Here is a 23,796-nt window from a genome sequence, read left to right as displayed (position 1 = left end):
CGCGTGAAGCGCCAAAATTCTGAACAAAGCTACCTACTAATAGTGCAGGCCGCAATATCCGAAAGAATAGCTTCAAAAAACTATCCTTTTGGATAGGTAAATTCGTTACTAAATCAGTTGCTGAGTGGTTGCCCAATGGACTAATTCTGCTACATTTTTCTTGCCTGATTTACTTAATAAGTTGCTTCGGTGAAATTTGACCGTTGCGACAGAAATATTTAACAAGTCTGCAATCTGTTCAGAGCTCTTACCTGCAGCGAGCAAATTCAAAACGCGTAGTTCCTGCGGGGTTAGTTGAGTGCTGTCGTTGCGCTGGCTGGTTAAGAGCAACTCAATGATGCTATCGTCTATGTATGGCTTACCGGCCAAAACCGACTGCACGGCATGAATCAGTTTATCAAAGTTAGAGCCTTTGAAGAAAAATCCGTTTGCCCCCGCATCCAGTGCTTGCTTAATCATGCGTCGGTCTTTGTACATGGAAGTAGCAAGCAGCAATACTTTACTGTCCTTGTTTCGTATCCGACGGATGACTTCTGCACCGTCTATCACAGGCAATACCAAATCAATGATTATCAGGTTCGGTTGCCACTCTGCCCACATTTGCAGCACTTGTTCCCCGTTCCCTACTTTCCGAATTTCTTCACAAGTAGGGATTGCCTGTCGGAGAGCCAGCTCCAATGTGTCCGCATTTAATGCCAGGTCTTCTGCTATCAGTATCTTCATAAAAAATTACACTCAATAAATCACCCTGCGTGGCGTTCATATACAAAGTAATAGCGTGTACATACTATCATGCAATACCCACTTTTTTTAAAAAGGATTTATAAATCGCTAATTTTTCGACAATTATTATGCAATCGGCTGTTCATACTTCACCATCTTTTCAGTGGCGCATCCGCCTCAGCAATATATTTGCCGGTGTGTTAAGTGCGGTAGCATTTATTTACATACTGGTGCTTTACTTTCATCAAAAAGTACCTCTTAACGGTATTATTGTACACTTTATCGTATTTCTTACCGGCTTTGTAGTGATTGCTCTTAATTATTACGGTAAACACTCCGTTGCACGTGCGCTGCTGATTATCAGTTCTGCGCTTATATTCTTCACAGCCTCAATTATTCTGCATAAATCATCTAACGCGCTGTTGTTGCTGTATGTAGCTTTATTGCTGGTATATTTCCTCTACGAAAAACCTAACGTTCGCTGGCTTTATACATTGTTTATTATCACGTTATTTTTCATGGGAATTTTGTTGTTGGAGCGATTTCCGCAATATCCGCCCGAATGGATGGCCATCCGTGAGCGGATATGGCATACCGCGCCGCTGATGGATACCGCATTGGTTTTTGCCTTTATTGTTTTTTTTACCATCCGCTTTGTTAAAGAAAACGAACGCTACACTGCCATTATTCTTGAACAAAAAGAAGAAATTGAACAACAACATGCGCAGCTGGAAGATTCCGAACGAAAGCTGCTGCAAATGAACCAATTGAATAAGCGTGTGATAGCGGTTATGTCGCATGACATGCGCAATGCACTGTACGGGCTGCGCAATTATATCAGCTATCGAGCATCCGGCAATTATCCGGAGATGAGCAGACAGGTTGGGGAGGCTGTGCAGCAAAGCATTGAACTGCTGGAAGATTTGCTGCAATGGTCTGCTGCCGAAATTAGGATGCAGGAAAACACTGCTGTACGGGTTGCAATCAAGGAGCTAATCGGCGAAGTAGTATTGTCTTTGCAACCTTCCATAGATGCCAAGCGCATCAGCCTTATTACTGTGTGCAATGCCTCCGAAGTTGTAGCCAATGAATTTATGCTCAAAACGATTCTGCGCAATTTATTGACAAATGCGGTTGCTCATTGCAGCGAAGGTAACAGCGTTATGCTGCGAGTACAACCGCAAAACGGCCGAGCCTTGGTAGAAGTAAGCGATAACGGTAGGGGCATGTCTCAGGAATTATTAGGACAACTTTCCGACGGTTCTTATAAAGGAGGCGGTATCGGCTTGCTCATTTGCCGCGACTATATCCGGCGGGCGGGCAGCGAATTACAAATAGAAAGCCGTTTGGGTGAGGGCAGCCGATTCTATTTTACTCTGCCCATACCTTAAAAATTATTTTACTTGCTTCTGGGGTGTATAAAAAGGCTTGATGTATTGCGGTTCAAAATAGGCAATATCCACGGCACGAGGCATCTTCAGGGCAACTTCTCCCACAAAGCGCGCTGATGGCTGAATATTGGGCAAAAAGTGTTTATCAGGATGCTCAATTGTTGCAAAAGTTTTCTCTGCACCGCTGCCAAACAGCCACAAGGGACGGCTGCCAAAAGCTGCAAACGAATCTGCCTGCAATACATGGGGTTCTGAGGCAAGCAGGCAGTTACCTTCGGCATCCCAAACCGAACGGTAAATTTCCATGCGGCGGGCATCTATGCATGGGCAAAGTAATATGTTATCCGATACAATACTTTGCGATACTATACCATGGCTCATGGCCTGCAAAGTATCAACGGCCAGCAGGGGAATACCCAACGCAAAGCAAATACCTTTGGCAGTGGAAATACCAATCCGTAAGCCTGTGTAAGACCCCGGCCCCTCCGAAACAGCCACTGCCGTCAGCGATTGCATGGTCAGGTCGCAGTGTCGGAGCAACTCAGCAATCATCAGGGTCAGCCTGCCCGAGTGAGACTTTTCCTGATGCAACTCTGCGTAGGCAATCGGTTGCCCGTTGCCATGTAGTGCCACCGAACAGGTTGCACCCGAAGTTTCTATGCTGAGTAATATGCTATTGGTTGATGTATCCAAAAGTAACGGAGGAGGTTTAAGCCTATAGTGATGCAAAACTATTGCACAGGTGGCTCATTTTTGAGGTACTTGTCCATAAACTGAACAATTTTTTCATAGACCAATTGTTCATTTTCGCGTTTGCTGAAGCCGTGCCCCTCGTCGGGCAGCAGGACGTATTCAAGCGGTACATTGTTTTTTCGCACCGCCTCTACAATCTGGTCAGATTCTATTTTCAGAACGCGCGGGTCGTTAGCACCCTGAATCACCAGCAGCGGACGGCTGATGTTTTTTGCATGAAACAGCGGCGACTTGCTATAAAGCATGACAGAATCGGCTTTGGGGTCGCCAATTTCATTGTAGAGTTCTTTGCGTGCGGACTCCCACCAAGGCGGAATGCTGTTTAGCGTGCGCAACCAGTTGGATACGCCGAAAATATCTACCCCCAAAGCAAAAGATTGGGGGCTGAATGCCAAGGCTGCCAAGGCCATATAGCCGCCGTAGCTGCCGCCGGCAATAGCCACACGGGCGGTGTCCACATACCCCAGACTGTGCAAATACCCTTTGGCTGCAATACAGTCTTTCAAATCCACGTCGCCGTGTTTGCGGTCATCGGCGGCAAAAAAAGTTTTACCGTATCCCAAACTGCCGCGATGATTTACTGCCAGCACGACGTAGCCTCTGTTTACCATGTATTGAATCAGCGGCGTATAGTTCAGGCGTGATTGACCGCCCGGGCCGCCGTGAATCCAAAGCACGGCAGGCAGTTTGGCCGTTGTCTGTGTTGCTATGTGAGGCGTGTACAGAATGGAGGGAATTTCCATGCTGTCGTAAGAGCGGTAACGAATAACCCGCCCTGCCACCAAATCATTCGGGTTAATTTCGCGGCTGAGCGCATTGGTCAGTTTTCTGTATTTGCCCGTAGAAAAGTTATAGACATACAAATCGTTCGGCGATTTAGAGCTGTTCACATAGAATGCCATCAGTTGCTCGCTGTCCGAAATATTCACCGACGATATCTCGCCTTCGGGTAGTGTGGGTAAGTTTACCGGGCGGTTGGTGGCTGTTTCATAAACCTTAATTTCTACTCGGGCATCGCGATTGATATATTCCACCCTGTACTTTCCGGTGCGGGAGTAATACATCTTATAAACGTCCCAATCGGCACGGGCAATTTCTTCCGTTTTTCCTGTGGCCAAGTCATAGCTTTTCACATATAAAAACTCGGCGTCTTTGTCGGTTACAAAATTGAGCAAATAAGACCGCGGCTTAAAATTAAGCGGATTTTGCACCACATCGCCTTCTAATGGATTGACAGGCAGTGTTTTACGCAGTTGAGTGTCGTACACATACATTTCTGTACGGCGGCGCGAAATGGTTTTTTGCAGCGCCACATAGCGTTTGTCGTCCGATACGCATACGGGAGTCATTTCGCCCTCATTTTGATAAATCATTTGGGCGTTGAATCCGTTAATGTCCATTTCGTACAGGTCAAATAACTTTTTGTCGCGGCGGTTAGAAATATAGAAGAAACTTTTGCGGTCGGCAGCCCATGCCAGAAACTCCGATTTTGCGGTAGAGTCGGGCGTAATGTTGCGCAGTGTGCCGTTTTTTTCTTTGACAAACAAGTTGGTAATCTCATTTCCTCCGCGGTCACTTTTGAACAGAATGCGCTCATCCTCAGGGAAATAAGATATCGCATAAATGGCATTTTCTTTGGAAAAGGTAAGCTGCTTAGGTTGCCCGATACCTTCCGTGTCTATTTCAAAAGCATTGAAAATACCTGTTTCGTTGCTGGAATACATCACCTTCAATTCGTTGGGCGAAAACGCGCTGCCGAATATTTTGCGGGTATTCAGAAACTGCTCTACAGTATAAGTCGGTACCGATTTGATATTTTCAGATGAGCCTTCTTTGTTGGTACAAGCCCATAAACAGGCAGTAATACTTATCAAAAAAATAAGTCGTAAATGGTGCTGCATGAAGTTCCGTGCAGGTTAATAGATAATGCGAAAAAGCCGGTTAAAAAACGGTGCGGTTGATAGTCGCTGAAAAGATAGTGTTTCAAAGGTATATCTACAAACTTTGAACGCAGGTAAAATGTTTGAGCAACCCAAACAGGCACGCTCACTAAAACTTTTTTTGATTTGCTATTTGCGCAATATTAATTTTGTGTTAAATTTGCGTTAATAAATCACTAAAACAAGTTCTTACACATGATGAAAAAAGCAAAATTGATGATTGCTGCCGGAGCAATGGTATTGTTCAGCAGCGCGGCTATGGCCACCGACGAACCTCAAAGCAAATCAGCCAAAGGCGCATGGGTTGTAGAAACCAACGAGCAAAACCCTAATCTTTCTATCATCCGCATCTACAACGCGCAGAACGAAGTGGTGTACGAAGAGCAAGTAAAAGGAAACTACATTCGCGCCAACAAAAAAGTACAGCGCAAACTGAATCAATTGCAGGAAGCACTGACAAATAAACAACTGATTAGCAAGAGTTTATGATTTTTAATCCCCTTCGGTAACGGCGCTTTTTCTATCCCTTCAAGCCGTTACCAACCCGCTGCGGGGAATTGGTATTTTTTTGCTTTCTTAGCACCATGAACCGCTACGACCATCCTTTTTTCAATCCTGAAATCAAGCCGGCACTGATTGTTATCAACATCCTGATGGGGCTTTTGTTGCCCTTTGTCATCATTGCCGGAACGCTTGCAGCCTTGGTTAAACCCCTCAAAACATATTTTCTGGAAGGCAACTGGATAGAGACCATTGTTGTCATTGTTGCAGGAATCGGCTTCCCTTCACTCATTATTTGGTCATTGTTTGCCACTTGGTCGCGCTTCAACAAGGCGCAATACAGAGGCGCATTTATCGCTGCGGTCTATCCCATAGCTTTTGCAGGCGTAATAGTTGCGCTTTGGGCGCTCATTTCGCTGATAGATTGGTTGGTTGGATTAGTGATGTGATTGTAAGGCTATATCCCCAATTGTAAAAATCCGATGAATCGCATGGCTACTGCGTAAACGTATTGGCATCATCAAACTGCCCTTTGAATCGCAGGTTTTTATATTCTCTGTAAGCTGCTTGCAAGTTTTTGGCAGCGCGCAGGAATCTGCCCGTGAACAGCAGATTGAGCACCGTCAGTGCACGCGGCGCCAATTCACCGATGCGCGAGGCATGGGTCAGGTGGTCGTTTTCAAACAGCACGCGGTTGCGGCGGGTTGGCGGGTATTGTGCAGGCAGTGCGTTTGCCTTGTCGCGCACGATGATGTTCACCCCGTCCCACCAGCCTTCGCGGGCTTCGGCTTCCTGTGCCGCCTTCATGTTGGTTGGGTGGCAGGGCGTGTACGATTCAAAAATCAGCTTGTATTCGGGGTGCGTTACCAGAAAATCGCGGTTGGCTTGCCGCACGTGCAGGTAGTTGCTGTCATCTACGATGATAACGGCATCATCGGTCAGGTGGGGCATGGCTAATTGCAGGCACATGAGTTGGCTGCGGTAGTCGTGCGGCCCGTCAATGAAGAACACGCCGATTTTGCGCCCCTGCGTATATTTCGGCAGGTTTTCCAGCGCATCTTCATAATCCATGTTAATCAGGTGCGCATTGTCCAGTCCTAACTTTTGGCGGCGTTCCAGCAAAATGTTCATGTTTTTCTTTTCGGGGTCGTGCGCCTGAAAGTTATCAATGCCGAAGCAAGGCACTTTCGGATTTGCACCGGCTACCGAAAGCAGCGTAAGCCCTTGAAAAACACCGATTTCCAAATAGCAAACATCGTCTTTGCCTTCCAGAAGCGCGGTAAAACCCTGCAAAGCGGCAATCATGCGTTTGCCTGAATAACCCGTCAGCAAAGGCGAGGGAAAAGCATTGACAGGATTTTTTTCTACCTGTTCAATCACCTGTCGGATGCGGTCTGTCATGAAGCTACTTTGGCGAGTTCGTTTTTCAAGTGATTAATAACGTCAATTTCGTAGGCATCTACGCCGTTGATTTCGGCAAGGAAATACGACACCCAATCGGTCAGGTGGATGAAGTGCAGCGTTTGCGCCGCCAAAGAATTGCCTTGCAGTTGCAAATGCATCACATCGGCAGTGAGCTTGCGGAATATCGGCTCACAAACCGCCAAACGAATATCCACCCGCGGGTGGTTGTGAGCAGAGCGCAACAAAATTACGACCGATTGCTGCAAGTGCAGGGCAGGCAGTCGCCAGCCGACCAATTCGTTGTGGTTCATTTCGGGGAAAACGTTCACATGCGCCATTTGCTTGGCGTTCTCGTTGATTTGTTGCTGAAAACGCAGCGCAAGCGCACCGAGCCGTTCGTCGGCATAAATAAACGGCAAGCGATTGACACATTTGGCAGCAATTTCGCGAGCACTTTCCTGAACGGTACTTTGCGAAGCCTGTACCAATGCCGCACCTTCGTCTATATCGGCAGCCAGCGAGGCAGGCACCAGCCCCAGATTGATAAGCACATACAATTGCTGAATGAGCGAATAAGCCAAAAACTGCCGCGGGCAAGGCTTTTCAAAGGGCATGAGCACCAAGTCCCAGCCGTTGGATTTTGCCAAGTCTGCCAATTGTCCGCCCGTAGTGATGGCAACTATTTTAGTACCTTTTTGCGCCGCCTGTTGTACAACCGTCAGCGTTTCTTCGGTATTGCCCGAATGCGACGAAGCCAACAGCAGCGTATGTTTGCCTACCCAAGCGGGCAAATCATAACTTTTCAGAATTTCCAGCGGTGCAGGCAGCATCTGCGCGGTCAGCGTTTTAACGATGCTGCCGCCGATGCCCGAGCCGCCCAGCCCTGCGATGACTACTTGGCGGATTTCGTTGGCGGGCGCAGTGAGTTGCTGCGATTTGCCCAATGCAATTGCCTGCACAACTTGTGCAGGATAGCCTTCAATCAGTGTGCGGATGAGTTCGCTCATAGTACCAGTTTCACGCAAAAGTAGTTACTTTGTCTGCAAATTAGCAGCGATTGACGAAATTGCAGGGACAGGGCGCGCCCTGTCTCTACGGTACCCAATCATTTGCATCTGATTTTCACGGCAACCCACATCATACAACCAAAATCATGTCATCTATCCTGATTCTGAACGCGCAGGTGGTCAATGAAGGCAAAACCGCCGAAATGGATATTTTCATTAACAACGGGCGCATTGAGCGCATCGGCGGCGATTTGGCATACCTGAAAGCCGCGCATGTCATTGACGCAACGGGCAAGCACCTGCTTCCCGGTGTAATTGACGACCAAGTGCACTTTCGCGAACCCGGGCTGACACACAAGGCAACCATCGGTACAGAATCCCGCGCTGCCGTTGCGGGTGGCACCACAACCTTCATGGAAATGCCCAACACCGTTCCCAATGCACTCACGCAGGAACTGCTGGCAGAAAAATATGCCATTGCAGCCCGTACTTCGCCTGCCAACTATTCGTTTTTCATGGGCGCTTCCAACGATAATATTGAGGAAGTGCTGCGCACCAACCCGCGCGATGTATGCGGCGTGAAGATTTTCATGGGTTCGTCAACGGGCAATATGCTGGTAGATAATCCGCAAACGCTGGAAACCATTTTCAGCCAATGCCCCATGCTGATTGCCACGCACTGCGAAGACGAGGCAACCATTCGCGCACAATCTGCCATCTACCGCGAAAAGTACGGCGACGATGTGCCGATGCACTGCCATCCCGAAATCCGCAATGTGGAAGCCTGCTACAAGTCGTCTTCTATGGCAATTGAGTTGGCGAAAAAGCACAATACGCGCCTGCACATCCTGCACATTTCTACCGCCGAAGAAACGGAGCTGTTTGACAACAGCCTGCCATTGGCGCAAAAGCGCATCACTGCCGAAGCCTGCGTACACCATTTGTGGTTTGATGCTTCGCAATACGATACGCTGGGTGCGCAAATCAAGTGCAACCCTGCCATTAAAGATGCCCGCCACAAGCCTGTTATCCTGCAAGCCGTGCTGGACGACCGCATAGACATCATCGCAACCGACCACGCGCCGCACACGTGGGAGGAAAAAATGCAGAACTATTGGAAAGCACCTTCGGGCTTGCCGTTAGTGCAGCACAGCCTGCAAATGATGCTTGATTTTGTCGCACAAGGCAAACTTTCTTTGGAGCGCATGGTAGAAAAAATGAGTCATGCGCCCGCCGTGTGCTTTCAGATAGAAGAGCGCGGCTTCATTCGCGAAGGCTATTGGGCCGATTTGGTGCTGGTGGATTTGAACCGCCCTTACACGGTGAGCAAGGAAAATATTCTCTACAAATGCGGCTGGTCGCCTTTGGAAGGGCATACTTTCGGCTCAACCGTTACGCATACCATCGTTTCGGGGCATTTGGCTTTTGCCAACGGCGTTATTAACGACAGCAAAACAGGTAAAAGAATTTTGTTTGCGCGTAGTATTTGATTTTACAAACGCATTGCGCTAAATTTGCAGTCCTAAACGGAGATCGTAGCTCAGTTGGTTAGAGCGCCAGATTGTGGCTCTGGAGGTCGTGGGTTCGAATCCCATCTTTCTCCCCTCAAAAATATCAGCCGTTCCAATTTGTGGAGCGGCTTTTTTATTTATAAAGTTTGCTAAGTTTTACGCAAGCAGGCTAAGTATCTTTTCTTTGTTTACACTGTGGTTAAAACCTTTGCGCACTCCGCAGTAAAAAAGAACGCGTTAATCTGCTCACCTGCTTACATCGTGGAAAATTGTAGAACGGAGATAATCTGCCCGCCTCGTTTCATAATTTTTCTGCAACAATCCGCACAATCATTGTTGCGAAGGTTCATCATCTTTTAAAAATTGGTTAGCATTGTACCCAAACCATTCGAATACTCATGAAACACTTTTTTATCACGTTGCTGTGCGTGGTGGTAAGTTTCGCCGCCGTGGCACAGTTGCAGTCGCCGGATGCCTTTTTGGGCTACCGCATAGGCGACAAGTTTACTCCGCACCATCGCGTGGTAGATTATTTCCGCCATGTGGCAGCGCAGGCAAGCAATCAGGTAAAGTTGGTGGAATACGGCACCAGTTATGAAGGCCGCCCATTGATTGCCGCTATTGTCAGCTCGGCAGCCAATATGTCGCGTTTAGAGGAAATTCGCCGCAACAACCTGCAACTGACCGGCTTGCTGGAAGGACAGGGGAATATAAACGCTCCCGTTATTGTGTGGATGAGCTACAATGTGCACGGCAATGAGGCAGTTTCCACAGAAGCCGTTATGCTCACGCTGCACGAACTGCTGACACAGCGCAGCGAATGGCTTAACGATGCGGTAGTGATTTTAGACCCCTGCGCTAACCCCGACGGCCACTCGCGCTATGTGAACTGGTATATACAAATGAAGGGGGCAACTCATAACGTACAGCCTGATGCCCGCGAACATTACGAGCCATGGCCGGGCGGCAGATATAACCATTACATATTTGACCTGAACCGCGATTGGGCATGGCAAAGCCAGCAGGAAACGCGCCAGCGTCTGGCTTTCTATCAACAATGGATGCCGCAAGTACACGGCGATTTCCACGAAATGGGGCCTGAACAACCTTATTATTTCGCACCGGCTGCCGAGCCTTATCACAAAGAAATTACCAACTGGCAGCGCGAGTTTCAGGTAGTGGTTGGCAAAAACGCTGCCCGCTATTTTGACCGAAACAAGTGGCTGTATTTCACCCGCGAAACTTTTGACTTGCTTTACCCCAGCTATGGCGATACATGGCCTACCTACAACGGCGCTATCGGCATGACCTACGAGCAGGGCGGCTCCGGACGTGCAGGTTTGGGCATTTTGCTGAACAACGGCGATACGCTTACCCTCCGCAAACGCATTGACCATCAGCACACTTCGGGTATTGCCACCATTGAAGCGGCGGCACAGCAAAAAAGCCGCATGATGCAAGAGTTCAAAAACTATTTTGAACAGGCACGCACCAACCCGGGAGGCACTTACAAATCGTTCATTATTCCCGCTGGCAATGATGCTTACAAAGTAAAAATGCTGACCGATTACTTAGACCGCAACCAAATTCGCTATGGCCTTGCCGGTACGGCCGCTCCCGTAAAAGCATTCAATTTCCAGACAGGCAAAGAAGAAACGGTAACACTGAGTCGCAACGATTTGGTTATCAGTACAGTGCAGCCCAAATCGGTATTGGTAAAAGTACTGTTCAACCCGCGCACCGTGCTTGCCGATTCGGTTACTTACGATGCAACCGCTTGGTCGTTGCCGTATGCAATGGGCTTGCAGGCGTATGCTTCCGCCGAGCGTATTGCGCAGACGGCTTATACCGCACCTGCATTTACCAAAAATACACCTGTACAGGGAGGGGCTTATGCCTACCTGTCGGCATGGAAAAACTTCGGTCATGCACGCCTGCTGGCAGCGCTGATGAAGGCAGGTATAAACGTACGCTTTGCCGAACAACCGTTTTCCATGAACGGCATATCTTACGACCGCGGTGCGCTAATGATTAGCCGAGCAGACAATACCCACATCCAGAATTTTGACAAAGTAGTAACGGATGTGGCCAATGCAGTAGAAGTTGCCGTTCAAGGAACTGCCTCGGGTCTTTCTTCCACAGGTATTGACCTTGGTTCAAGCAGTTTCCAACTGATGAAAGCGCCGCGAATTGCGCTCATATCGGGTGATGGGGTGTATCCTACCTCTTTCGGTGAAGCATGGAACTACTTTGACTATTTGCTGGAATATCCTGTAACGGTTATCAACAGCTCGATGCTTAACCGCATTGATTGGAACAAATACGACGTGGTGATTTTACCCGCAGGCAGCTATAACAGCTTGGATATCAATGCAGTTAAGTCATGGATGCGCAACGGCGGCCGACTGATTGCCATGGAAAACGCCATGAATGTTTTTGCCGATAAAGAGGGCTTCTTGCTGAAAACCAAAAAAGACGACAAGGGCAAAGACGAAAAACCCAAGCCCGAAGAAATGTTGAAAAAATACGGTGAGCGCGAGCGCAACTCTCTTACCAATGGCGTAGAGGGAAGTATTTTCCGTGCCAATATGGACGTTACTCATCCGCTGGCCTTTGGCTATCAGGAAAACTACCATACCCTGAAACACATCAATAATTTCTATGAATACCTCAACGGAGGCTGGAACGTAGGTGTGCTAAAATCAGACGCTTATGTAGATGGATTTGTAGGCAGCAAAGCCAAAGAAAAACTGAAAAACAGCCTTGTATTTGGTGTAGAAAACATTGGCGGCGGTGCGCTGATTTACCTCGCCGACAGCCCGATTTATCGCCACTCTTGGCAAAATGGTTACTTGCTGTTCAGCAATGCCATATTCTTTGTGGGGCAATAAAATGATTGTTAGCTGCCAAAGCATGAGCCATCCCGTTTATCGGGGTGGCTTTTTTATACATAGACCTGACAGATTTTGAATATCTTTCAGGTTTAAATGCCTGTATTTCAGCAATTTAAACAAAGCATTTTTCGCAAATCTCTTGTGCTTTTGCATAATTGGCTATCCGTGCTCTATTCCGAAATCAGCACCTTGCCTTCCGAAAATCGTTACTTCCTTGCCACCACCAATAAGCGATTATCTGCCTCCTCTATTTTTACATAGGGCATGTCGGCGGCTGCCAGCCACTCGCGGACGGTTGCTTCTGAAGGCAGCTCCCTGCGAAGCGAATAGAGGGGAAACGTGAAAATGGCAAACCGCTTGGTTGCTTTGCAAATAGCATTGAATGCTGCGGCAATGTCCTCTGTTTTTCTGTGCAAGTCCAACGCTACCGATACGTCAAACTGTTGTTGGGTGTCAAAAATATTTTCGGGAACTGTTTCCTGAATTTGCAGAAATCCCATGCCGCCTTTTTGCAGGGCATAGGCAACTGCCAAATGGCGCGGGTCGGTTTCGGTCATGGCTGCCGAAAGGTAGCGGAAATGTTGCAGCCAACAAATCGTAAATTGCAGGTAATCAAAGCCTACTTCCAGCATATTATCGGGGCGAATGCCGTTGAGCAAGGTCAGGATTTTTTGAAAAATGGCAGCCTGTTCAACTATTCGGAAACGCGCCAACTCCGGCAACCCGCGCCGAATGCCTTCCTGCAAAAGTGTTTCCTGCTCTGCTTTGGAAAGTTCGGCAAAAGGCTTTTGTACCAATCCGCGAATCGGCGCATCAACCGCCGTTTGCGTATCTTGCAGCCATCCGCGCATGTAGGCAGCGGCAAGAAACAAGTGATAATTTTCTGACAGCATGTGGCGAATTTACAAAGCCTGCTGCAATGATTGGGGCTTATGGCTTGCCTTTATTTCGGGCTTGGCTTGCTATTGGGTCGCATCGGGCGGGCACTTGGGGCTAACCTTAGACAGCTACTACTACCTCGCAGCTGCCGAAAATTGGGCGCAACATAAACAACTCATTGATCATCAAGGGAATATATATGCCAACTGGCCGCCGCTCTATCCTTGGTTGCTGGCTTTGGGTGCGCCGCAAGTGCTGCCTTTTGCCGCATGGCTGCACGGCGTTGCGCTGCCGGCAAGCATTTATTTTTTCTCCCGTTGGCTGCCGGTACAAACTCCGCCACTGATTCGGAATGCTGCTTTGTTGAGCTACGCGCTCTATGCGCCCTTGCTGGCAAGCAGCATTTACCTGTGGTCGGAAATTGTTTTTATGGCATTGCTGACGGCTGCCTTTGCCGCCTTTCTGCGCAAAGAAAAGCCCTCTATACTGATTTTGTATATCATTTTGGCAAATTTGATGTGTTTACAGCGCAATGCGGGTATTTTCTTCATCATGGCTTGGGCTGTTGCGCAATTTTTTATCAAGGGCTTACGGTGGCGTGTGATAGGGGCTATCGCCTTAGAAAGCGGGCTTGCTGCTGTTTCATTCATCGCTTGGCAGTTGCGCAATTTCCTATGGGTTACGGATGCGCAGGATTTCCGCCAAAATATCGCACTGATTGACTTTGCGGAAAGTTTCCGGCTGAGCCTGTCTGCCATGAGTACGTGGCTGCTGCCGCTGCAAGTGCCTGAGCTTGTGCGCATAGCAGTTTTTATGACTTTGTTTATTGCTGCAATGGTTGTTGCAACCAAGCCTCCCGCTTCCCGACCGATTGCCGCAGTGCTATTGCTCACCTTCGGATGCTATCTTGCGGGCACTTGGGCACTTCGCATGAACATCCCCACCGAAAACGACCGCTATTTTCTGCCCTTGTTTCCGTTTTTTCTGCTGCTGATAATCAGGGCTTTGCAGGCAATCAAGGCAAAAAAGTTAGCCGCGGGGCTGTTTGTGCTGCTGATGAGCTACCACGCGGCACGCGGCGTTAAAAATACGCTGATGTGGCATCAAACCAAGCAAAAATCAGCTTTTGGCATACTGCACCATCAACTCGGCAGCCACTTCCGATGCGCTTTTGGGCATGGCAATTTGCCCGATGAGTTCATCGTAGGCTTTCAGCGTGTATAATCGCTTGTAAGTCAGCACTTTTTGCAGTTCGTCGGCTACGCGGCGGGGGGTGCAGTCGGTTTGCAGCAATTCTTTGACAATTTCTTTGCCCGCTATCAGGTTCACCAACGAAACAAAAGGCAAGCGAATAAAAAACCAGAAAAACAGTGCCGAAATCCAGCCCGTGCGGTAGAGTACCACCTGCGGCACGCGGAAAAGTGCCGTCTCCAGCGTAGCAGTGCCCGAAGCTACCAGTGCTGCTTGCGAAAGGTGCAACAGGTCGTAAGCCTTTTCGGGATAGACGGGGATACCTGCCTCCAACGCGGGCGCATACAATTGCGGGGGCAAGTGCAGCACTCCCGCTACGGCGAACTGATAATCGGGGAACTGCTTGGCAACTTTGACCATCACGGGCAGAATTTTCCTGACTTCCTGCACGCGGCTGCCAGGCAAAAGGGCTACCAACGGGCGGCTGTCCTTGCGAATCACCGCCTCAAAAGCTGCATCGGGGCGAAACTTGACCACGGCATCAAACAACGGGTTGCCGATATAATCTACTTTGTTGTAGCCTTCTTTGGCGTAAAACGCCTTTTCAAAAGGCATAATGGCAAACATTCTGTCCACATTTGCCTTGATTTGCTGTACGCGCTTTTTATTCCACACCCAAACTTTGGGCGAAATGTAGTAGAAAACCTTGCAGCCCAATTTTTTGGCAAAAGCAGCCATGCGCAGGTTAAAGCCTGCATAGTCAATCAGAATAACTACTTCGGGTTGGTGTTGTTGCATGTCTTGGCGGCAAATAGCCATCAGGCGGGTAATTTTTCGCAGGTTGGCAGCCACTTCGCCAATACCCATAAAGGCGGTTTCTTTGATGTGGCGCACCAATTCGGCACCGGCTTGTTGCATTTCATCGCCGCCCCATGCGCGAAAAGTTGCTTCGGGGTCGTATTTTTTCAGGGCGCGAATCAGGTTGCCGCCATGCAGGTCGCCTGATTTTTCGCCCGCTATCAGGTAGTACTTCACTTCTTAAAAAGGGCAATGTGTTCTTTCAAAAAGAGCGTTTTTTCCAGCGTATCGGCGCCGGCGATTTGCTCATTGATTTGTGCCAGCTCGTTGAGCAGCGATTTGTCGGCATCGGGTAAACAGATTTCCGAAAGGCTTTGCTGTTCAATGCTGCGGGCAGTATTTTGTTCCTGTAACTCTTTGAGGTTATCGGCAAGTTGGTTGAGTTGCTGCCGTTTGAGTTCCTTTTCCGCCAATCGTTGCAGTTCTTGCGCTACTTTTTGATAGGACTCAATCCGTGCATTGACCAATGCCAGATTTTCGTTGGCAGACTGAATCAGGTTTTCGCCTGCTTCTATCTCGTCGGGGTCAAGGTCTTTTTTGTAGTCGTCTTTGAAAAAATAGACGTTTTTTTTGTCAGCCCCCGTAAACTGCGCAATAACGGTTTTGCCTACCATGCGCAGGCGGTCAAATTCGTCGCGGGGCACGTAGAGCATCTCGTAGGCTGCCCGACGGGTTTGTTCCAACTGCGCCTTCAACTCCGTATCAGCCTGCAAATAAGCCTGATTTTCATCCATAATTTCCTGAATTTCAGGCGATACTGCATCTGCCTGCAAACCCGATGCGCCTTTGTTTTGTAGGCGATTTGTTAAAAATTTGTTCAGATAGCTGATAAAGTCAAAGAAACTTTTTTCGGGGAAATAAGCAGCACGCAGCGTGATTTTTTCGCCGTTATGCAGTTGTAAAAGGCAGTCGGCACTGATTTTTGTCTCACCTTCCATGAGTTGCAATATGCGCTCAAACTCATGATGCCCGGCATTGGCTATGATAGCTTCCTTGCGCGGATGTACATAACGCACTTCCATTTGAGCTATTTCAGTGAGGGCTACGGTTCGCTGCTGTTTTGCCGTACCCAAAGAAAAAATCAATTTGCGGGGTGTCAGGGTCAGGCTATTGATGAATTTTTTTTGCCAATCCAAATACAAGTGGCGAAAAGAGAAGAAAGCCCCCGTAGCTCCTAAGAAAAATCCTACTCGTGAATAAACACTTGCCGAATAAACAGCTACACAGGTAGAAAGCACCCCTATGATGGTTTCACTGCCGAAATGCTGCCATATTTCGGGTTTATGTTGAAAGGAAACAATTTCTTTGGTTTTTGAAAACCGCTCCATGCCTGATAAAACGCGGCAAGCCGCAAAAAGTTAGCATTTATTCTATGGCATTGATATCAAAACCGATTTCACAGCGTTCGCGACGCAGACGGTCTAATGCACTGTCAAAGTTATAGCTTTCAATCTCTTTTTTGATTTTGGTACGCATGGCAGTGCGGGCATCTTTGCGCATCAGGCCTTCAAAAAAACGACGCACATCTTCGGGGTCTTCCAGCAACAGCGGCGGTACAGAAGTTACTTTGCCGTGCTCATCTTTAGCCACCATATGGAAATAGCTTGTATTTGTATGCCTCATTTCGCCGCTGCGGATATCCTGAGAGTCCACGCGCACACCTACAATCAAGGAGCTTTGCCCTACATAGTTCACGGAAGCCTTGACAATGACCAACTGCCCTACTTGTACGGGAAACATAAACTCAACCTCCTCTACCGAAGCCGTTACACAGTAGTTCCCTGCATGGCGGCTGGCACACGTAAACGCTACTTGGTCCATCAGGCTCAACAAGGCACCGGCATGTACACGCCCTTCAAAGTTGGCATGGTGCGGCATCATCAGTTCGGTGATGGTTGTGCGCGAATAGCTTACCGGACGGCTTTTTTGTAAAAAAGATTGCATAGGTCTTCGCAAGTGTGTAGCATACAAAAATAAACTTTTGTGCTAATTTTAGTGCAAACCACAAGTAATATGAAAATCGTTTATATAATGCTGGCATGTTGCTGTATGGCAACCGGCCTTATGGCGCAATCGCAACAACGCATTGCTATTGCCATTCACGGCGGGGCGGGCACTATTCTGAAAGCCAACATGACCCCCGAATTGGAAAAGCAATACACCGACAAATTGGATGAAGCCGTTTCAGCGGGCTATGCCATTTTGCAAAAAGGCGGTACTTCGCTGGAAGCTGTTGCTACCGCTATTCGCATCATGGAAGATTCGCCGCTGTTCAACGCAGGCAAGGGCGCAGTGTTCACCAACGAAGGAAAAAATGAATTGGATGCTTCCGTAATGGATGGTAAGACATTAGCGGCAGGTGCAATTGCAGGCGTTACAACGATTAAAAACCCGATTATGGCGGCTATTGCCGTGATGCAGAAATCGCCACATGTGATGATGACCGGACGCGGGGCAGAAACTTTTGCCGAACAGCAGGGGCTGGAAATTGTGCCCAACAGCTACTTCCGCGATGAGCGCCGCTACCAGCAATGGCTGAAAGTAAAAGCCCGCGACAGCATCGGCGAAGGCCGCATCCGCCCCGAACTGTTGCCCGATGAAGATGCGTTCATCAAAGACCGCAAGTTCGGTACGGTCGGCTGCGTGGCCTTAGACCAATACGGCAACCTTGCCGCGGGTACTTCCACCGGCGGCATGACTAACAAGCGCTACGGCAGGGTAGGCGATGCACCCATCATTGGGGCGGGAACCTACGCCAATAACGAAACCTGCGCTGTTTCGGCAACGGGGCACGGCGAATACTTCATCCGCGCCGTAGTAGCACATGACATTTCCGCGCTGATGGCTTACAAGAAAATGCCGCTTAAAAAAGCAGCCGATGAGGTTGTGATGAAAAAATTAGTCAAAATGGGTGGTGAAGGCGGCATTATTGCCATAGACAACAAAGGCAATATCGCCATGCCGTTCAATTCGGAAGGAATGTACCGCGCTTGCATCTACACCAACGGGCAAAAGAAAATCGCGATTTACAAAGAATAGTCCCGATGTTACTTTTGTTACATGCAATTTTGATAAGTTTGCGAACTTTGCAAAATAATCTCAATCAGCTATGGCATTAAATTATTGGCAAGCATTGGCACAGGGCAAATGCCCCAGCTGTCGCAAAGGAAACATGTACAAATACAGCATCTTCAATCCGACCAAGTTTACGGAGATGCATAAAAACTGTCCGGTTTGCGGCTTTAAGTTTGAAATAGAGCCGGGCTTTTTCTACGGTGCCATGTATGTGGGCTATGCCATTAGCGTGGCTACCATTATTACGGTTTTTACCGCCATCAATATTTTGTATCCGAAGGCCAGTTTGAGTGTATTCATCGGTTCGGTAGTGGTGGCAGTGCTGCTGATGATTCCCGTCAATTTCCGCTATTCGCGGATTATGATGCTTTACTTCTTCGGCGGCGTAAAATACAAAGGCGAAGCGGCAGAAGAGCACTAGTTGCTGTTAATCAATGCCTTACATAAAAAGCAGTAGTTCGTATAAGTACGGGCTGCTGCTTTTTTAGCATAATCAGGCATGTTAAATACAAAAAATGTTTCCAAATTTAGAAACCTGTTGCATTTTTGTATCGTTACACAAGAGTAGTAGATGAGGTACTTTGAGACCAGATTTTTAGAAGAAGCCGATGAGTTTATTTCACAACTAAACCCCAAGGCAATCAGGAAAATCCTTTACAATATTGACCTTGCAGAACAAACCAATGACCCCAAACTTTTTAAGAAACTGCAAAATGATATTTGGGAGTTTCGGACAAGGTTCGCAGGCAGCCAAATCAGGTTGCTGGCATTTTGGGACAAAACAGACGGTAAAGAAACTTTGGTGATAGCAACTCATGGTTTTATAAAAAAGGTTGATAAGGTACCATTAAACGAAATTGACCGAGCTGTAAGACTGAGAGATAAGTATTTCAGCAACAAACAAAAAAAGTAATTGTATGCCCCCCAAAGAGCTAAAAACGTACACACTTGCCGAGATGAAGGATAAGTACATCGGTAAAATTGGAACACAAGAGCGTGATGAATACGAGTATGAACTTCGCATGGATGTTTTAGGAAAAATGATTAAGGCCGTCAGACAAGAAAGAAACCTTACACAGGAGGAATTAGGCCGACTTGTTGGCGTTCAAAAATCTCAGATTTCAAAACTTGAAAGCAGTGCTAACAGTGCAACAATTGATACCATTATCAAAGTGTTTAAAGCATTGAAGGCAGAAATTCACTTCAATGTAAAACTTGAAGACAAGTTCATTAGACTTACTTGATAGAGAAATGAACCAATGCAATACTCATTTCCACAATGAGGGTTGATGAGGTTAAAATAGAACTGATTTTTAGCTGACAGTTTTGGATTTTTCCGGCAATTCGGTTTGAATCCTATCCGAACAAAAGGTCAAAAAACTTTTGCAAATCTTTGCATATCCCTCAAAGTTCACACCTCATGCTTGCTGTTTTGCATGACGATTTCCTTTGTCCATTCTATTTTTTTGACAAATGCGGCTTTTCTGACCGCACAGTCGGCAATGGTGCAAACCGCGCAAGAACTTTTGACGCAAGGGTCGGTGTGAATGAAAATTTCCACGCGGTTTTCCATGGCTACGTTCACAATGTCTTCCACTGCCTTTACTTCGTCATGCGCCTGTTCTACGTTCAGGTACCATGGCAGCGTCAGGTGGCAGTCTATGTGCAGTTGAGGGCCGTATTTGATGATGCGCAGGTTGTGTACGTCAATCCAATTGGGGCGACGTTCCTGTTGCAGCACGGCAATTACTTCGGTTGCCAGTGCTTCGTCGGTTTCGTCCATCACCCCCGAAATAGCATGGCGGAATATTTGCCAGCCGTTCCAAATAATCAGTCCGCCGAAAATAATCGCCATAGTGCCGTCTAACCATTCCCAACCGGTCAGGATAATCAGTGCTAAGCCGATAATCAGCCCCAAACTGGTGTAGCCGTCGCTCATCAGGTGTTCGCCGTCGGCTTGCAGCGAAGGTGAGTGCATTTTTCGCCCTTGCCTGCGCAGGTAGTAGCCCATGCCATAGTTAATGCTGCCCGTAACAACGGTAAGGGCAATGCCTGTATCCAACGCAGCAATGGTATCGGTTTGCCAAAACCCATAGATGGCTTTGCCGATGGTTGCCGCGCCTGCCAGCATAATCAGTACTGCTTCAAAGCCCGAACTGAGAAACTCTATTTTGCCGTGCCCGTAAGGATGCCCCTTATCGCGGGGTTTGGCGGAAATGGTTACGCTGTATAAGGCTACTGCCCCCGCCACTACATTGACGATGGATTCCAGCGCATCAGTAAAAATAGCATCGGATGAGGTCAGGTAATAGGCAACAAATTTGACTAACGCAAGCGCAGAACCGACAATCAGCGCGGCAGTCAGCAGTTGTTTTTTGGAAAGCACAAGAAAAGACGTTTGCATGTTTAAGACACCCACCTATACAAGGGGCGCTCAAAATTACCTACCTTTGCGGCAGCATTTCATAAATCAACAAAAAAATGCCTTTTCGCGAAACGCCGCTGCCCGGTCTGTGGATTTTTGAACCGCGTGTATTTGAAGATGAACGCGGCTATTTCTTTGAGAGTTTTAATCAACAGATTTTTGAAGAACACTTAGCGCATCCTGTCCGCTTTGTACAGGACAATCAGTCTAAATCAGGTTATGGCGTAATTCGCGGGCTGCATTTCCAACGCGGCGACTACGCACAGGCAAAGTTGGTGCGTGTGCTGAGCGGTCGGGTGCTGGACGTAGCCTTAGACATTCGCCCCGAATCGCCCACTTTTGGGCAACATTTCGCCCTTGAACTTTCCGCAGCCAACCGCCTGCAATTGTTCATCCCGCGGGGTTTTGCTCACGGCTTTGCCGTATTAAGCGAAACGGCGGAATTTTTTTACAAATGCGACAATTTTTATGCCCCTCAGCACGAAGGCGGCATTTTGTATAACGACCCTCAACTGAATATTGATTGGCAAATTCCTGCCGAACTGCAAATTATTTCTGCCAAAGACAAGACGCAACCCTTATTTGCGTCGCTTGTCGGTCAGGTTTAACTTTTGAAACATGTATCTCAATCAGAAAGTAGTAGTGGTGATGCCGGCGTATAATGCCGAAAAAACATTAGAACGCACCCTCAAAGAAATTCCTTTTGATATTGTGGACGAATTGGTGCTGGTGGACGATGCCAGCAAAGACAACACCACCGAACTTGCCCAAAAGTTGGGTATCCGCCACGTTATTCGCCATGAGCGCAACAAAGGCTACGGCGGCAACCAAAAAACCTGCTACAACAAGGCACTGGAAATAGGTGCGGACATTGTGGTGATGCTGCACCCCGACTACCAATACACCCCCAAACTGATTACGGCGATGGTTTCCATCATCGGGCAAGGGCTGTATCCGGTGGTGTTCGGCTCACGGATTTTGGGCAAAGGTGCGCTCAAAGGCGGTATGCCGATGTACAAGTACATCTCTAACCGCTTCCTGACGCTGGCGCAGAACCTGATGATGAATCAGAAGTTGTCGGAATACCACACGGGCTATCGTGCCTATTCGCGCAAGGTGTTGGAAACCGTGCCCTATGAGCGCAATTCGGATAATTTTGTGTTTGACAATCAGATGATTGCACAAATATTTTATCATAACTTTGAGATAGCCGAAGTTACCTGCCCGACCAAATATTTTGACGAAGCCTCATCCATCAATTTGCGCAACAGCATTGAGTATGGGTTAGGCGTTCTGGGCGTATCTTTCCGCTACATGCTTGCCAAAATGGGCATTGCCAAATGGCATATTTTGGGGGACAAGTAATTATTTCGGAATTCGGATTCGGGAATTCGGATTCAAAAATCCGCGTTATCCGCCCGAAGTCCGCGTTCTGTTTTAAATTGCTCAATCAACAAATAATTCAATCGCTCAATCATATATGAACCTGTTCAGCGAATTTCCGATGCAGCCCCTTTCCGCGTGGGAAGCGCAGGCAAAGAAAGAACTCAAAGGTGCAGACCTTGCCGAAAAACTCAATTGGCAAACGCCCGACGGCTTTGAAATAGAATCTTTCTTTACCGATTTGCCCGCACCGGCTTGGGAAACCTACCTGACCGACAGTATGGTTGCCGCTACCGATGCTTTCGGCAGAAACTGGCGCAACCGCCTGCTCGTTGAGGTAGCCGACGAAAAGGCTGCCAATGCCTTGGCATTGGATATGCTGAACCGCAACGTGAACGAAATAGCGTTTGACATAGCGGGCAAAGCCGCACAAGTGAACTTGGAAACGCTGTTAGCCGAAATCATGCTGCCTTTTTGTGCGGTCAGTTGGCGGCTCAACGCCAATGAGGCAGCGGACTTTTTGCAGCGATACATTGCCTATGCCGAGGGCAAAGGCTACGCCCGCGAAAACCTCACGGGCAGATTGGACATCATCGGCGCTTCGGATGATTTGTACCTTGCCCTTGCCGATGTTGCGCGGGGCTCTTCGCTGCATATTGCCGTTGTAGCTACCGCAGGGCAAACCATTAGTGCGCGCTGGGCAACTGCTCTTGCCGCTGCCTATCGCCTGTTGAACCATGCCCCGCAGCCTGCCGCCTTGTTGCCGCACATGGCAGTCAGCCATACGCTTACGAACAGCTACTTCGCCGAAATTGCGGGGATGCGGGCTTTTCGCCTGCTCTTTGCCGAAATGGCAGCCGAATTTGTGCCCGACTACAGCCCTGCCGCGTTGCACATTGCCGCCTGCACGGGTTTTGAAATCAACGAGCGCAACCAAAAAGACCCGTATTGGAACATGATTTCCAACACCACACAAGCAATGGCGGCGGTCATTGGCGGCTGCAACACGCTGGAAGTTACCCCGCACCAAAAAGGCATTGAGCCTGTGGACAGCTTCGGGCAGCGCATCGCCATCAACGTTTCCAACATTTTGGCAGAAGAAGCCTATTTCGGCAAAAACATAGACCCCGCCGCAGGTGCCTACTACATTGAACAACTCACCGAAAAAATGCTGGAAGCCGTTTGGTCGGGTTTTCGGAAAATGGTGTAAATTGGTAAAAACAAAGATGCAACATGTTTGTGTATCAGTTTACGCTTGAAGTAAAAGACCGCGAAGAGTTGTTATTCGTAGAGCAGGTACTACGGCGATTGCAGGTAAAGTTTGAGGCTAAACCTGTTGCAGCCGATACCCCCAAAGCACTTGCCGCTTTGCGAAAAATAGCCGAACGCAAGGTTTTGGTGCAACAAATTCCTGATGCTGTTCAATGGCAAACAGAAGAACGGCAAGACAGACCCATGCCCTTCCGTGAACTATGAGTAAGGTATTGATAGACAGCAATATTATCATCTATGCAGCTACTGATACCGACGATAAGATAGCCGAATGGCTGTCCGACAAAGAACTTTATGTGTCGGCGCTTTCATACGTAGAAGTGCTTGGCTTTTCTAAACTTAGCCAAGAGGATAAAGATTTTTTTGAAGAATTTTTTTCGCTGGTCAATAATCTTCCAATTGATTCAACCGTTATCAGGCAAGCGGCTCATATTAGGCAAGTGAATCGCATTACAATTGCCGATGCAATTATTGCGGCTACGGCATTGACTCATAATCTGGCACTGGCAACGCGAAATGTAAAGGATTTTAACAAAATTGCAGGGCTTGCTGTTATAAATCCGTTTGATTAACCAACAGATTGCATTTC

General features: G+C 48.0%; 25 protein-coding genes and 1 tRNA gene. 16 read left to right on the top strand and 10 right to left on the bottom strand.

The window, feature by feature from the left end:
* Positions 1-108: 108 nt before the first annotated feature.
* Positions 109-723 (bottom strand): response regulator, encoded by a 615-nt coding sequence (locus NDK19_RS01915; RefSeq protein ID WP_250630138.1) that lies wholly within the window; start codon positions 721-723, stop codon positions 109-111.
* Between the two features lie 128 nt (positions 724-851).
* On the opposite strand from NDK19_RS01915, the gene NDK19_RS01910 reads away from it, so the two are divergent.
* Positions 852-2,114 carry a sensor histidine kinase gene (locus NDK19_RS01910; protein WP_250630137.1) on the top strand — a complete coding sequence of 421 codons (1,263 nt, stop codon included), beginning with the start codon at positions 852-854 and terminating at the stop codon, positions 2,112-2,114.
* A gap of 3 nt (positions 2,115-2,117) precedes the next feature.
* Here NDK19_RS01910 and tsaB read toward each other — a convergent pair whose 3' ends face one another.
* Both tsaB and NDK19_RS01900 read right to left on the bottom strand, forming a co-directional pair.
* Positions 2,118-2,807: a tRNA (adenosine(37)-N6)-threonylcarbamoyltransferase complex dimerization subunit type 1 TsaB gene (gene tsaB, locus NDK19_RS01905; protein WP_250630136.1), complete on the bottom strand. Its 690-nt coding sequence runs from the start codon at positions 2,805-2,807 to the stop codon at positions 2,118-2,120.
* Between the two features lie 38 nt (positions 2,808-2,845).
* Positions 2,846-4,768 (bottom strand): S9 family peptidase, encoded by a 1,923-nt coding sequence (locus NDK19_RS01900; protein WP_250630135.1) that lies wholly within the window; start codon positions 4,766-4,768, stop codon positions 2,846-2,848.
* A gap of 234 nt (positions 4,769-5,002) precedes the next feature.
* On the opposite strand from NDK19_RS01900, the gene NDK19_RS01895 reads away from it, so the two are divergent.
* On the top strand, positions 5,003-5,296 hold the full coding sequence (locus NDK19_RS01895) for a hypothetical protein (RefSeq protein ID WP_250630134.1): 294 nt from the start codon (positions 5,003-5,005) through the stop codon (positions 5,294-5,296).
* A 95-nt stretch (positions 5,297-5,391) separates the two neighbouring features.
* Positions 5,392-5,757, top strand: coding sequence for a hypothetical protein (locus NDK19_RS01890; protein WP_250630133.1), 366 nt, complete (start codon positions 5,392-5,394; stop codon positions 5,755-5,757).
* A 46-nt stretch (positions 5,758-5,803) separates the two neighbouring features.
* Here NDK19_RS01890 and NDK19_RS01885 read toward each other — a convergent pair whose 3' ends face one another.
* Together NDK19_RS01885 and NDK19_RS01880 are read right to left on the bottom strand one after the other, a co-directional pair.
* A complete protein-coding gene (locus NDK19_RS01885; protein ID WP_250630132.1) occupies positions 5,804-6,709 on the bottom strand; it encodes a class I SAM-dependent methyltransferase in 906 nt (301 codons plus the stop codon).
* Positions 6,706-7,719, bottom strand: a complete 1,014-nt coding sequence (locus NDK19_RS01880; protein ID WP_250630131.1) for a bifunctional phosphoglucose/phosphomannose isomerase — start codon at positions 7,717-7,719, stop codon at positions 6,706-6,708. The genes NDK19_RS01885 and NDK19_RS01880 overlap by 4 nt, the downstream gene beginning before the upstream one ends.
* 146 nt (positions 7,720-7,865) lie before the next feature.
* Here NDK19_RS01880 and NDK19_RS01875 point away from each other — a divergent pair, with 146 nt between their 5' ends.
* The 3 genes from NDK19_RS01875 to NDK19_RS01865 all read left to right on the top strand — a co-directional run bounded on the left by NDK19_RS01875 (position 7,866) and on the right by NDK19_RS01865 (position 12,121).
* Positions 7,866-9,209, top strand: coding sequence for a dihydroorotase (locus NDK19_RS01875; protein WP_250630130.1), 1,344 nt, complete (start codon positions 7,866-7,868; stop codon positions 9,207-9,209).
* Positions 9,210-9,247: 38 nt separating this feature from the next.
* Positions 9,248-9,323, top strand: a tRNA-His gene (locus NDK19_RS01870).
* Positions 9,324-9,628: 305 nt separating this feature from the next.
* Positions 9,629-12,121, top strand: a complete 2,493-nt coding sequence (locus NDK19_RS01865; RefSeq protein WP_250630129.1) for a M14 family metallopeptidase — start codon at positions 9,629-9,631, stop codon at positions 12,119-12,121.
* A 209-nt stretch (positions 12,122-12,330) separates the two neighbouring features.
* Here the strand turns inward: NDK19_RS01865 and NDK19_RS01860 are convergent, their stop codons facing one another.
* Positions 12,331-13,017: a hypothetical protein gene (locus tag NDK19_RS01860; RefSeq protein ID WP_250630128.1), complete on the bottom strand. Its 687-nt coding sequence runs from the start codon at positions 13,015-13,017 to the stop codon at positions 12,331-12,333.
* Here NDK19_RS01860 and NDK19_RS01855 point away from each other — a divergent pair.
* Complete coding sequence (locus NDK19_RS01855) at positions 13,016-14,227, top strand: hypothetical protein (protein WP_250630127.1); 1,212 nt, start codon at positions 13,016-13,018, stop codon at positions 14,225-14,227. The genes NDK19_RS01860 and NDK19_RS01855 overlap by 2 nt on opposite strands.
* On the opposite strand, the gene lpxB is transcribed toward NDK19_RS01855, so the two are convergent.
* Genes lpxB through NDK19_RS01840 form a run of 3 tightly spaced genes read right to left on the bottom strand, consistent with a single transcriptional unit; the run spans position 14,123 to position 16,996 of the window.
* Positions 14,123-15,229: a lipid-A-disaccharide synthase gene (gene lpxB, locus NDK19_RS01850; protein WP_250630126.1), complete on the bottom strand. Its 1,107-nt coding sequence runs from the start codon at positions 15,227-15,229 to the stop codon at positions 14,123-14,125. The two genes, NDK19_RS01855 and lpxB, sit on opposite strands and share 105 nt — an antisense overlap.
* Positions 15,226-16,380 (bottom strand): hypothetical protein, encoded by a 1,155-nt coding sequence (locus NDK19_RS01845; protein ID WP_250630125.1) that lies wholly within the window; start codon positions 16,378-16,380, stop codon positions 15,226-15,228. Before NDK19_RS01845 ends, lpxB begins: the two co-directional genes overlap by 4 nt.
* Positions 16,381-16,417: 37 nt before the next feature.
* Positions 16,418-16,996, bottom strand: a complete 579-nt coding sequence (locus NDK19_RS01840) for an acyl-CoA thioesterase (RefSeq protein ID WP_250630124.1) — start codon at positions 16,994-16,996, stop codon at positions 16,418-16,420.
* A 105-nt stretch (positions 16,997-17,101) separates the two neighbouring features.
* Here NDK19_RS01840 and NDK19_RS01835 point away from each other — a divergent pair, with 105 nt between their 5' ends.
* The 4 genes from NDK19_RS01835 (at position 17,102) to NDK19_RS01820 (ending at position 19,371) form a co-directional block, all read left to right on the top strand.
* Positions 17,102-18,091 (top strand): isoaspartyl peptidase/L-asparaginase family protein, encoded by a 990-nt coding sequence (locus NDK19_RS01835; RefSeq protein ID WP_250630123.1) that lies wholly within the window; start codon positions 17,102-17,104, stop codon positions 18,089-18,091.
* A gap of 70 nt (positions 18,092-18,161) precedes the next feature.
* On the top strand, positions 18,162-18,548 hold the full coding sequence (locus NDK19_RS01830; RefSeq protein WP_250630122.1) for a DUF983 domain-containing protein: 387 nt from the start codon (positions 18,162-18,164) through the stop codon (positions 18,546-18,548).
* Between the two features lie 150 nt (positions 18,549-18,698).
* Positions 18,699-19,040 carry a type II toxin-antitoxin system RelE/ParE family toxin gene (locus NDK19_RS01825; protein WP_250630121.1) on the top strand — a complete coding sequence of 114 codons (342 nt, stop codon included), beginning with the start codon at positions 18,699-18,701 and terminating at the stop codon, positions 19,038-19,040.
* 4 nt (positions 19,041-19,044) lie between these two features.
* Entirely contained in the window at positions 19,045-19,371 is a 327-nt protein-coding gene (locus tag NDK19_RS01820; protein WP_250630120.1) for a helix-turn-helix domain-containing protein, read from the top strand.
* Between the two features lie 167 nt (positions 19,372-19,538).
* Here NDK19_RS01820 and NDK19_RS01815 read toward each other — a convergent pair whose 3' ends face one another.
* Positions 19,539-20,531 (bottom strand): cation diffusion facilitator family transporter, encoded by a 993-nt coding sequence (locus NDK19_RS01815; RefSeq protein WP_250630119.1) that lies wholly within the window; start codon positions 20,529-20,531, stop codon positions 19,539-19,541.
* A gap of 77 nt (positions 20,532-20,608) precedes the next feature.
* Here NDK19_RS01815 and rfbC point away from each other — a divergent pair, with 77 nt between their 5' ends.
* The 5 genes from rfbC (at position 20,609) to NDK19_RS01790 (ending at position 23,779) form a co-directional block, all read left to right on the top strand.
* Complete coding sequence (rfbC, locus tag NDK19_RS01810) at positions 20,609-21,160, top strand: dTDP-4-dehydrorhamnose 3,5-epimerase (RefSeq protein ID WP_250630118.1); 552 nt, start codon at positions 20,609-20,611, stop codon at positions 21,158-21,160.
* A 10-nt stretch (positions 21,161-21,170) separates the two neighbouring features.
* Entirely contained in the window at positions 21,171-21,917 is a 747-nt protein-coding gene (locus NDK19_RS01805) for a glycosyltransferase family 2 protein (RefSeq protein ID WP_250630117.1), read from the top strand.
* Between the two features lie 115 nt (positions 21,918-22,032).
* On the top strand, positions 22,033-23,145 hold the full coding sequence (locus NDK19_RS01800; RefSeq protein ID WP_250630116.1) for a methylmalonyl-CoA mutase family protein: 1,113 nt from the start codon (positions 22,033-22,035) through the stop codon (positions 23,143-23,145).
* A 23-nt stretch (positions 23,146-23,168) separates the two neighbouring features.
* Positions 23,169-23,411 carry a hypothetical protein gene (locus NDK19_RS01795; protein WP_250630115.1) on the top strand — a complete coding sequence of 81 codons (243 nt, stop codon included), beginning with the start codon at positions 23,169-23,171 and terminating at the stop codon, positions 23,409-23,411.
* Complete coding sequence (locus NDK19_RS01790; RefSeq protein WP_250630114.1) at positions 23,408-23,779, top strand: type II toxin-antitoxin system VapC family toxin; 372 nt, start codon at positions 23,408-23,410, stop codon at positions 23,777-23,779. Before NDK19_RS01795 ends, NDK19_RS01790 begins: the two co-directional genes overlap by 4 nt.
* Positions 23,780-23,796: the final 17 nt, after the last annotated feature.

Source organism: Rhodoflexus caldus (genome assembly GCF_021206925.1).
In the GTDB taxonomy this organism is placed as follows: Bacteria; Bacteroidota; Bacteroidia; order Cytophagales; family Thermoflexibacteraceae; genus Rhodoflexus; species Rhodoflexus caldus.
This window is presented reverse-complemented; position numbering and strand designations above follow the sequence as displayed.

What these genes read in the sequence shown, in the direction of transcription:
- NDK19_RS01915 (WP_250630138.1), bottom strand. Translation starts at nt 723, where the DNA reads ATGAAGATACTGATAGCAGAAGACCTGGCATTAAATGCGGACACATTG.
- NDK19_RS01910 (WP_250630137.1), top strand. Translation starts at nt 852, where the DNA reads ATGCAATCGGCTGTTCATACTTCACCATCTTTTCAGTGGCGCATCCGC.
- NDK19_RS01900 (WP_250630135.1), bottom strand. Translation starts at nt 4,768, where the DNA reads ATGCAGCACCATTTACGACTTATTTTTTTGATAAGTATTACTGCCTGT.
- NDK19_RS01895 (WP_250630134.1), top strand. Translation starts at nt 5,003, where the DNA reads ATGATGAAAAAAGCAAAATTGATGATTGCTGCCGGAGCAATGGTATTG.
- NDK19_RS01890 (WP_250630133.1), top strand. Translation starts at nt 5,392, where the DNA reads ATGAACCGCTACGACCATCCTTTTTTCAATCCTGAAATCAAGCCGGCA.
- NDK19_RS01885 (WP_250630132.1), bottom strand. Translation starts at nt 6,709, where the DNA reads ATGACAGACCGCATCCGACAGGTGATTGAACAGGTAGAAAAAAATCCT.
- NDK19_RS01880 (WP_250630131.1), bottom strand. Translation starts at nt 7,719, where the DNA reads ATGAGCGAACTCATCCGCACACTGATTGAAGGCTATCCTGCACAAGTT.
- NDK19_RS01875 (WP_250630130.1), top strand. Translation starts at nt 7,866, where the DNA reads ATGTCATCTATCCTGATTCTGAACGCGCAGGTGGTCAATGAAGGCAAA.
- NDK19_RS01865 (WP_250630129.1), top strand. Translation starts at nt 9,629, where the DNA reads ATGAAACACTTTTTTATCACGTTGCTGTGCGTGGTGGTAAGTTTCGCC.
- NDK19_RS01855 (WP_250630127.1), top strand. Translation starts at nt 13,016, where the DNA reads ATGTGGCGAATTTACAAAGCCTGCTGCAATGATTGGGGCTTATGGCTT.
- NDK19_RS01860 (WP_250630128.1), bottom strand. Translation starts at nt 13,017, where the DNA reads ATGCTGTCAGAAAATTATCACTTGTTTCTTGCCGCTGCCTACATGCGC.
- NDK19_RS01845 (WP_250630125.1), bottom strand. Translation starts at nt 16,380, where the DNA reads ATGGAGCGGTTTTCAAAAACCAAAGAAATTGTTTCCTTTCAACATAAA.
- NDK19_RS01840 (WP_250630124.1), bottom strand. Translation starts at nt 16,996, where the DNA reads ATGCAATCTTTTTTACAAAAAAGCCGTCCGGTAAGCTATTCGCGCACA.
- NDK19_RS01835 (WP_250630123.1), top strand. Translation starts at nt 17,102, where the DNA reads ATGGCAACCGGCCTTATGGCGCAATCGCAACAACGCATTGCTATTGCC.
- NDK19_RS01830 (WP_250630122.1), top strand. Translation starts at nt 18,162, where the DNA reads ATGGCATTAAATTATTGGCAAGCATTGGCACAGGGCAAATGCCCCAGC.
- NDK19_RS01825 (WP_250630121.1), top strand. Translation starts at nt 18,699, where the DNA reads ATGAGGTACTTTGAGACCAGATTTTTAGAAGAAGCCGATGAGTTTATT.
- NDK19_RS01820 (WP_250630120.1), top strand. Translation starts at nt 19,045, where the DNA reads ATGCCCCCCAAAGAGCTAAAAACGTACACACTTGCCGAGATGAAGGAT.
- NDK19_RS01815 (WP_250630119.1), bottom strand. Translation starts at nt 20,531, where the DNA reads ATGCAAACGTCTTTTCTTGTGCTTTCCAAAAAACAACTGCTGACTGCC.
- rfbC (WP_250630118.1), top strand. Translation starts at nt 20,609, where the DNA reads ATGCCTTTTCGCGAAACGCCGCTGCCCGGTCTGTGGATTTTTGAACCG.
- NDK19_RS01805 (WP_250630117.1), top strand. Translation starts at nt 21,171, where the DNA reads ATGTATCTCAATCAGAAAGTAGTAGTGGTGATGCCGGCGTATAATGCC.
- NDK19_RS01800 (WP_250630116.1), top strand. Translation starts at nt 22,033, where the DNA reads ATGAACCTGTTCAGCGAATTTCCGATGCAGCCCCTTTCCGCGTGGGAA.
- NDK19_RS01795 (WP_250630115.1), top strand. Translation starts at nt 23,169, where the DNA reads ATGTTTGTGTATCAGTTTACGCTTGAAGTAAAAGACCGCGAAGAGTTG.
- NDK19_RS01790 (WP_250630114.1), top strand. Translation starts at nt 23,408, where the DNA reads ATGAGTAAGGTATTGATAGACAGCAATATTATCATCTATGCAGCTACT.